8 protein-coding genes are annotated in these 8,869 nt (G+C 65.9%); 7 read left to right on the top strand and 1 reads right to left on the bottom strand.

Going from position 1 to position 8,869, the window contains the following annotated elements:
* Together rpoD and RMO40_RS21455 are read left to right on the top strand one after the other, a co-directional pair.
* A partial coding sequence (gene rpoD / locus RMO40_RS21450) for an RNA polymerase sigma factor RpoD (RefSeq protein ID WP_309725631.1) occupies nt 1-727 on the top strand: 727 nt, incomplete at its 5' end.
* A gap of 75 nt (nt 728-802) precedes the next feature.
* A complete protein-coding gene (locus tag RMO40_RS21455) occupies nt 803-1,753 on the top strand; it encodes an FHA domain-containing protein (RefSeq protein ID WP_309725632.1) in 951 nt (316 codons plus the stop codon).
* Here the strand turns inward: RMO40_RS21455 and RMO40_RS21460 are convergent.
* A complete protein-coding gene (locus RMO40_RS21460) occupies nt 1,750-2,436 on the bottom strand; it encodes an HAD-IA family hydrolase (RefSeq protein ID WP_309725633.1) in 687 nt (228 codons plus the stop codon). The genes RMO40_RS21455 and RMO40_RS21460 overlap by 4 nt on opposite strands.
* A gap of 80 nt (nt 2,437-2,516) precedes the next feature.
* Between RMO40_RS21460 and RMO40_RS21465 the strand changes: the two genes are divergently transcribed.
* The 5 genes from RMO40_RS21465 to RMO40_RS21485 form a co-directional block, all read left to right on the top strand.
* Nucleotides 2,517-6,416: a PAS domain S-box protein gene (locus RMO40_RS21465; RefSeq protein ID WP_309725634.1), complete on the top strand. Its 3,900-nt coding sequence runs from the start codon at nt 2,517-2,519 to the stop codon at nt 6,414-6,416.
* Between the two features lie 51 nt (nt 6,417-6,467).
* Entirely contained in the window at nt 6,468-7,517 is a 1,050-nt protein-coding gene (gene hemH, locus RMO40_RS21470) for a ferrochelatase (protein WP_309725635.1), read from the top strand.
* Complete coding sequence (locus RMO40_RS21475) at nt 7,517-7,930, top strand: RNA-binding S4 domain-containing protein (protein ID WP_309725636.1); 414 nt, start codon at nt 7,517-7,519, stop codon at nt 7,928-7,930. The genes hemH and RMO40_RS21475 overlap by 1 nt, the downstream gene beginning before the upstream one ends.
* A gap of 73 nt (nt 7,931-8,003) precedes the next feature.
* Nucleotides 8,004-8,537: a nucleotide exchange factor GrpE gene (grpE, locus tag RMO40_RS21480; RefSeq protein WP_309725637.1), complete on the top strand. Its 534-nt coding sequence runs from the start codon at nt 8,004-8,006 to the stop codon at nt 8,535-8,537.
* A gap of 99 nt (nt 8,538-8,636) precedes the next feature.
* Nucleotides 8,637-8,869, top strand: a 233-nt coding sequence (locus tag RMO40_RS21485) for an Hsp70 family protein (protein WP_309725638.1), incomplete at its 3' end; no start/stop codon positions are given.

Raw genomic sequence — 8,869 nt, forward strand, 5'->3', positions numbered from 1 at the left:
CGACGCCAAGAAAGAGATGATCGAGGCCAACCTGCGCCTCGTGATCTCGATCGCCAAGAAGTACACCAACCGTGGCCTGCAGTTCCTTGACCTGATCCAAGAAGGCAACATCGGCCTGATGAAGGCGGTTGACAAGTTCGAATACCGTCGCGGCTACAAATTCTCGACCTACGCCACGTGGTGGATCCGCCAGGCCATCACCCGCTCGATTGCCGACCAGGCGCGCACCATCCGCATCCCCGTTCACATGATCGAAACGATCAACAAGATGAACCGCCTGTCGCGTCAGCACTTGCAAGAGTTCGGTTTCGAGCCGGACGCGCCGACGCTGGCCGAGAAGATGGAGATCCCCGAGGACAAGATCCGCAAGATCATGAAGATCGCGAAGGAGCCGATCTCGATGGAAACCCCCATCGGCGACGACGACGATTCGCACCTGGGCGACTTCATCGAAGACACCAACAACACCGCGCCGATCGAAGCCGCCATGCAAGCCGGCCTGCGCGACGTGGTGAAGGACATCCTCGACTCGCTGACCCCGCGCGAAGCCAAGGTGTTGCGCATGCGTTTCGGCATCGAGATGAGCACCGACCACACGCTGGAAGAAGTGGGCAAGCAGTTCGACGTGACGCGCGAGCGCATCCGCCAGATCGAGGCCAAGGCCATCCGCAAGCTCAAGCACCCGAGCCGTTCGGACAAGCTGAGAACCTACTTGGACAACCTCTGATCCTCTGAAAAACCCTCAAGCCCCGGCCTAAATCGCCGGGGCTTTTTTCATGTGGGTTGCCATAAACTTCACGCTATGACGCAAATTCTTCAGCGGACGGTCTTGTTCGCCGACTTGCGCGGCAGTACGGCGCTGTACGAAAGTCTGGGCAACACCGAGGCCACCACGGTGGTCACGCGCAGCGTGTCGCTAATCGCACAAATCGTCTCCACTTCGGGCGGCGTGGTCGTCAAGACGCTGGGCGATGGTTTGATGGCGGTGTTTGCCGACCCGGCGGAAGCCGTGGTCGCGGCTGATGAGATGCACGATTCGCTCGACCGCATCGTGCCGCCCAATGCCAACAGTCCCCGCCCGATGGGCACCACGCCCGTGCTCAAGCTGCAAGTGGGTCTGGCCCATGGTGAAGTCGTCGAGATGTCGGGCGACTGTTTTGGCGACGCGGTCAACGTGGCCGCCCGCCTGCTGGACCACGCGGGCGACAACGAAACGCTGGCCACGGCCAGTGTCGTGGCTGGCCTGGCCAGTGACCTGCGAGACCGTTTTCGCAGCCTCGACAAGGTGCAGCTGCGCGGCCGCGTCGAGCCAGTGCACGTGCACCTGCTCGAAGGCCGCCGCTTCGGCGACACCGCCGCCACCGCCTACGGCGAGCTGTCACCCAACCTGGAACCCGAGGGCATCCGCCTGATCTGGCTCGACATGAACCGTGTTTACGCCGGCCCCAGCCTGCCGGTGGTGCTGGGGCGCAGCCCGCAGGTCACCTACTGCATCGACGACTCGCGCGTGTCGCGTTCGCACGCACGCATCGACTGGCACGGCGGTGCGTTTCAGCTCACCGACCTCAGCTACAACGGCACTTACGTGCGCTTCTCCAACGACTCTGAAATTGTCTCGTTGCGCCGTGGCACCTGCACGCTGCATGGCTCGGGGCTCATCGGCCTCGGTGCCACACTCAGCGACCCAACGTCTCCCTGCGTTCGCTTCGAGATTCTGAAGTTCGCCGACACCCAGCCGCAGGTGGCACCTTAGGCCTGCAGTGCGTCGGCCAGCGCGCTCAGGTCGCTGAAAACTCGCACGCCATCGCGCGCCTCGGCCGGGCCATGTGACTCGCGCCGCAACCACACCGCCTGCAGGCCCGCATTGAGCGCCCCGCTCACGTCGAGCTCGAAATCGTCGCCAACGTGCAGCACCTGCGCCGGCTCGAAACCCAACTCTGCGCAGGCGTGATGAAAGATGCGGCTGTCGGGTTTGGCCACGCCCAAACCACGCGCCGTCACGCTGCCACGAAAGAACGGCGCCAGGCCGATGCGATCAAGGTCGGCGTTGCCGTTGGTCAGGGCCATCAGCGGATAACGCCGCGCCAAGCGCTCCAGTGCCGCCAGCGCGTCGTCGTACAAAACCACGTCTTGTCGTGCCTCGAAAAACACCTCGAACGCCGCTTGCGAAAGCGCTGGGTTGTCGCCCGCCAGCTGCAGCGCACGGCGCAGGCTCTCGGCGCGGATGGCGCTCAAGTCATGCAGCCAGTGGGGGTTTTCGGCAGCGACCACATCGCGCAGTGATCGCAGCCCGGCACGGTCGAAGCGTTGGGCCGTGGCCGGGGCATGAACTTGCAACCACGCATGCAAGACCGATTCGGCTCGGTCAATCGTCGGCCAGATCGGCCAGAGCGTGTCGTCCAGATCGAGCGTCAACGCCCTCGGAAGTGTGTGCATGAGTTGTCGCAGTTGGGGGTGTACGGGAGTACTGCAGCGGGCATTCTCCGCTACAGTCTTTTGCATGCTGTGGGGCCCCCATGACACCTGAGCCTGACGACGCCGAACACCGGCGCATGCTGCGCGAGCTGCGCAAGCTCGGCGCGGCCCCGGAGCCGCAGTTCGACACTGTGGTGCGCCTGGTCTCGCGGCAGCTGGCCTGCCCGGTTGCATGGCTGGCCCTGCAGGATCACCTGGGCGACGTGTGGGTCAAAGCCGCAGCCGGGCTGGCGCCAAGCGGTCTGCCCGCTTCGGCCACAGCCCTGATGGGCGAGTTGCTCGAACACCGCACCCCCGAGCCGGTGACCGACACCCACCGCGCGGCTGCACACATCATCGTCAACGAGAGCGTCGTGGGTCAGCTGTGCGCCGCTCATCACGCGGCGCACACCTTCAGCAAAGACGACCGGGCCAATTTGCGTGACCTGGCTCAACTTGCCAGCTCCCTGATCGACACCCAGCTGAACGAGTGGCGCTCGCGCATGCACACCGAGCGGGTGCGGGTCGCCAGCTTGTCCAGCAGCGACTGGTTGTGGGAGAGCGACGCCGAAGGTTGCGCAACCTGGGTGTCGTCGGGAGTCGAGCTGCACACCGGCAAAACACCAGACCAGATCATCGGGCGCACGCTGGCACAGATCAACCTGCCCCATGAAGACGACCCCACCCAGTCCTGGCAGCGTTACCACGAAGCACGTGCCCAGCGTGCGCCATTTCGTGACGTGATCGCCGAGCGCGCCACGCCCAAAGGCACCATCACCGTGAGCATCAGCGGCGTGCCGGTGTTCGGCAACGATGGCGTCTTCCGCGGCTACCGCGGCACTACCCGCAACATCACCGAGCGCATGCAAGCCCAGCGGGCGGCGCGCAAGGCCGAGCGCTTGCTCAACGACGCGCTCGACAGCCTGACTGCCGGCGTGATGATCACCGACCCGAGCGGCCAGGTGGTGATGGCCAACGCCGTCTGGCGACACCGCGTCGGCCCCTACATGACCGACGGCGCGAGTTGGCCGCAGATCGTGGAACGCATGGTGATCGCCGGCGACTACCCCGACGCGGCAGACCGTGAAGACTTTGTACGCTGGCGCCTGGGGCTTGCCTCAGAGAACGGCGAGCATCACGAGATGCGTTGGAAAGACCGCTGGATCATCGTCAGCGACCAGCTTCTCGCCGATGGCAGCGCCATCCACCTGTCGGTCGACATCACCGACCGCAAGCAGGCCGAGCTGACCCTGGCTCAACAGGAGCAGCAGCTGCGCGAGTCGCAAGCCCAGCTGAGCGCCGTGCTCGAAGCGGTGCCCGACCTGTGGTTCGTCTTCGACGCCGACGGCAACTACCTCAAGTGCAGCTCGGAGACCCACCCGATGATGGTGCACTCGTGGGAGAGCGTGCGCGGCAAGCCCTTCGGAGCCGGTGTGCCCCAAACGGTGGCCGATCTCGCCGTGCCCGCCATCAAGCGCGCCTTGGCCACCGGCGAGGTGCAACGCATCGACTACGAGCTCACCACGCAAGACGGCGTGGCACGTACCTTCGAGGCCCGCATCTCGCCGATGCCGCACGATCAGGTGTTATACGTCACGCGTGACCTGACCGAGCTGCGCCACCTCGAGCGCGACGTGCTCATCATGCAGCGCGCGCTCGAAGCCGAAGCCTCGCTGCCCATGAGCGTGTCCGACGCCACCCAGCCCGACATGCCGCTGATCTACGTCAACCCGGCCTTCGAGCGCCTCACGGGCTACAGCCGCAGCGAAGCGCTGGGCACCAACTGCCGCTTCCTGCTGGGCCCGTTCACCGAGCAACCCGGTCGTGCGCAGCTGCGTGACGCCTTGCGCGAAGGGCGTGCCGCCACGGTCACCCTCACCAACGTGCGAAAAGACGGCACGGTGTTCAGCAATGCCTTGCACGTAGCGCCGGTGCGTGATGCCTCGGGCCGGCTCACCCACTACATCGGCGTGCAGCGCGACGTCACCGAACAAAGCCGAGCCGCCGACAAGCTGCGCCTGAGCGAAGAGCTCTACCGCTCGGTGGCGGCGGCCATCAGCGACGGCCTGCTGGTGGTCACGCCCGCACTGGACATCATTGCCATCAACCCCGCGGGTTGCGACATCCTCGGCGTGAACCAGGCCGACGTGGTGGGCCTCGGCGAGGCCTGGCCATTCGCGCTGCTCGGACCCGACCAGTCGCCCCTGGGCGCTGACGACCACCCGGTGAAACGTGTTGTCAGCCAGGACCAGCCTCTGATCGGCCAGACATTCGCCTTGCGCCGCCCCGACGGGCAGACTCGCTGGATCTCGCTCAACGGGCACCCCTTGCAGCTGCGCCCCGAGGGCAGCACCTTCTCGGTGGTGCTGACCTTTCGTGACATCACCCAGCAGCGCGCCGCCGAGCAGGCCCTGGCCATGGCCGAAGAGCGCTGGAAGTTCGCCCTCGAAGGCTCCGGCGATGGCCTGTGGGACTGGGACGGACGCACCGACAAGTTCTACTACTCGACACGCTGGAAAGAGATGCGCGGCTACGCCGACCACGAGATCGGCGACACACCCGACGAATGGCGATCGCGTGTGCACCCCGACGACATGCCGCGCGTGATGGACGCCGTCCGCAGCCACCATCGCGGTGAGCTGCCCTACTACGACCTCGAGTACCGCGTGCGGCACCGCCTCGGCCACGACATCTGGATACGCGACCGCGGCAAGATCGTGCGGCGCGGTGCCGATGGCCGGGCCGATCGTGTTGTCGGCACGCAGTCCGACATCACCCGCCGCAAGCAAGACGAGCAGATGCTGCGCGACAAGCAGGCGGCGGAGCTGGCCAACCAGGCGAAGAGTGAATTCCTGTCGCGCATGAGCCACGAGATGCGCACGCCGCTCAACGCGGTGATCGGCTTCTCGCAGCTGCTGGGCATGAACACCGGCACGCTCGAAGCCGGCACGGTGCGCGAATACGCCGGCCACGTGCTCGGCGCGGGCGAACATCTGCTCGCGCTCATCGACGACGTGCTCGACCTGCAAAAGATCGAAGACGGTGCCCTCGCTCTCGACCTCGGCGCGGTCGACCTGCACGACGTGGTGCTGCGTGCCATCGAGCTGCTGTGGCCAACCGCTCAGGCCAGGCAAGTGACGCTGCACAACGAGGTGGCCGCGGGTGCCTGGGTGCACGCCGACGTGCAGCGCCTGCGCCAGGTGCTTCTCAACGTCGGCTCCAACGCCGTCAAGTACAACCGCGTGGGCGGAGGTGTGCAGTGGCGGCTTGAACACCCCACTCCGGGCCGCTTGACCTTGTGCGTCGAAGACAACGGCACCGGCATGAGCGCCGAGCAGATGAGCCGCCTGTTCCAGCCCTTCGAGCGGCTCGGCCGCGAGACCTCGGCCATCGAAGGCACCGGCCTCGGGCTGATCATTTCTCGCAGCCTGATCCAGGCCATCGGTGGGCGCCTGGAGGTGAGCAGCGAAGCGGGCCGCGGCACCTGTGTGCGCATTCAGTTGCAGGCGGTCGATGCGCCGTCCGAAGCCGTAGCGAGCGCGCCCGCGACAACGGCAACAGTTGCAGACGCTGCTCCGAGCAACGGCCTGCGCATGCTCTACGTCGAAGACAACCGCCTCAACGCCATCTTGTTCGAAGAAGCCATGCGCATGCACAGCAGCCGGATCGAGCTGCGTGTGGCCGAAGACGGCGACCAGGCGCTCTCACTGGCGCAAGACTGGCAGCCCGAGGTGCTGGTGCTCGACGCCCACCTGCCGGGCGTCTCGGGCTTCGAGGTGCTGCGCATGCTGCGCACGCTGCCTGGCCTCGACAACGTGCCCGCCTACATGTGTTCGGCCGACGCCATGCCCGACGACATGAAACGCGCCTACGAAGCGGGCTTCATCGGCTACTGGACAAAACCGATCAACGTCAGCTCCGTGCTGGCCGACATCGAGGAGTGCATGCGGCGGGGCCGATAATCGCGGACTGTCCGCCGCCGCTATTACCCTGGTTTCACCCTGGCTCCCCACATGCCGTATGCCCGCGAACCCGCCCCCGCCTCCGGGTCAGCCCCCACCACTGCCATCCTGGTCTGCAACCTCGGAACGCCTGACGCGCCCACCGCTTCGGCCGTGCGTCGCTACCTGAGCGAGTTCCTGCACGACCCGCGGGTGGTCGAAATCCCGCGCTGGATCTGGTGCTTCATCCTGCACGGCATCATCTTGCGCACCCGCCCGGCCCAATCGGCCAAACGCTATGCCAGCGTCTGGACGCCAGAAGGTTCGCCGCTCACCTCCTGGACCGACAAGCAGGCCAAGCTGCTCGCCGGCTACCTGGGCCAGCGCGGCCACCGCGTCACGGTGCGTTTTGCCATGCGCTACGGCGCGCCGTCGGTTGCCTCGGTGCTCGACGAGCTCAAGGCCGGCGGTGCACAGCGGATCCTGGTGCTGCCCATGTACCCGCAGTACTGCGCGGCCACCACCGGCAGCGTGAGCGATGCCGTCTACAAATGGGGCAAGCGCGTGCGCAGCCTGCCCGAGCTGCGCTTCATCAACCGCTTCCACGACGACCCGCGCTACATCGACGCGCTCGCCAAGCGGCTGATGGACCACTGGATGACCCACGGCCGCGGCGACAAGCTGCTGATGAGCTTTCACGGCATGCCCAAACGCACCCAGGCGCTCGGCGACCCTTATTTCGATGAATGCATGGAGACCGCCCGCCTGGTCGCCTTGCGCGCCGATGTGAAACCAGAGAACCTGGTGGTCACCTTCCAAAGCCGCCTCGGCCGTGCCGAATGGTTGCAGCCCTACACCGAGCCCACACTCGTCAAGCTCGCCCAGGAAGGCGTCAAGAAGATCGACGTGATCTGCCCCGGCTTCGTGGCCGACAACCTCGAAACCCTGGAAGAGATCAACCAGGAAGCGCGCGAAGCGTATCTGAAAGCCGGCGGCGCCGAGTTCAACTATGTGCCTTGCCTGAACGACCAGCATGAGTGGATGGCCGCGCTGAGCTCGCTGGCCCTGCAGCACCTGCAGGGCTGGGAAACGCGCACACCCGAGCCCGCCACCCGCCCCTGATGAGCACGCCCTCTTCCGCCGTGCGGCTCGACAAGTGGCTTTGGGCCGCCCGCTTTTTCAAGACGCGCAGCCTCGCCACGCAAGAGATCGACAAGGGCCGCATCCAGGTCAACGGCCAGGTCGCCAAGCCGTCGCGTGACTTGAAACCGGGCGACATGGTCGAGATCCGCCAGGGCCCGGTGTTGCGCGCCATCCAGGTGCGCGCGCTCAGCCACATGCGCGGCCCGGCCCCGGTGGCCCAGGCGCTGTACGAAGAGACACCCGAGAGCGTGGCCCGGCGCGAAGAAGCCGCCCGCCAGAGACGCGAGACGCCCGAGCCCGCCCTGGCCATCGAACAAGGCCGCCCCACCAAGCGCGACCGCCGCCAGCTGGCCGACTGGGATCGCTGGAGCGCCTCGGTCGACCCCGACTGAAATCTCCCGCAAATCGGCCCTTGAAATCCCCGGCGGCGCACCCAAATGCCGGCCTTCGATAGGTATTCGACCCATGCAGAACACAGAAAACAACACCCAGAACCCCAGCGCCAACGAGCCCGTCACGGCAGAACCCGTCGACAACACCGCCGCAGTGGCTGCCGAACAGCCCTCGCTGGAGTCGCGCCTGGCCGAGATGTCTGACGCCTACCTGCGCGCCAAGGCCGAGACGGAAAACATCCGCCGCCGCGCCGAAGAAGAGGTGGTCAAGGCGCGCAAGTTCGCCGTTGAGAGCTTTGCCGACAGCCTGCTGCCGGTGAAAGACAGCCTCGAGGCCGCCATCGCCATCCAGGCCGCCACCCCCGAGCAGCTGCTCGAAGGCGTGCACGCCACGCTGCGGCAGTTGTCACAGGCGCTGGAGCGCAACAAGGTGCTGGAGATCAGCCCCCCGGCCGGCACCAAGTTCGACCCGCACCAGCACCAGGCCATCAGCGTCGTGCCGGCCGAGCAAGAGGCCAACACCGTGGTCGCCGTGCTTCAAAAGGGCTATCTCATCGCCGACCGGGTGCTGCGCCCGGCCCTGATTACCGTGGCGGCGCCGAAGTAACCAGAACGCAAGAGCGTGTCCACAAGCGCCGGCCCTTGAAAAGCCCGCACTTATCCACAACTCGAACACATCCAATCTTTCAGTCTCAGGAGCACTCACATGGCAAAGATCATCGGCATCGACCTCGGTACCACCAACTCGTGCGTTTCCATCATGGAAGGCAACACCACGCGGGTGATTGAAAACAGCGAAGGTGCGCGCACCACGCCGTCCATCGTGGCCTACCAGGAAGACGGCGAGATCCTCGTCGGCGCCTCGGCCAAGCGCCAGGCCGTGACCAACCCGCGCAACACGCTGTACGCGGTGAAGCGCCTGATCGGCCGCAAGTTCAC

Source organism: Rhizobacter sp. (assembly GCF_031412075.1).
GTDB lineage: Bacteria > Pseudomonadota > Gammaproteobacteria > Burkholderiales > Burkholderiaceae_C > Rhizobacter.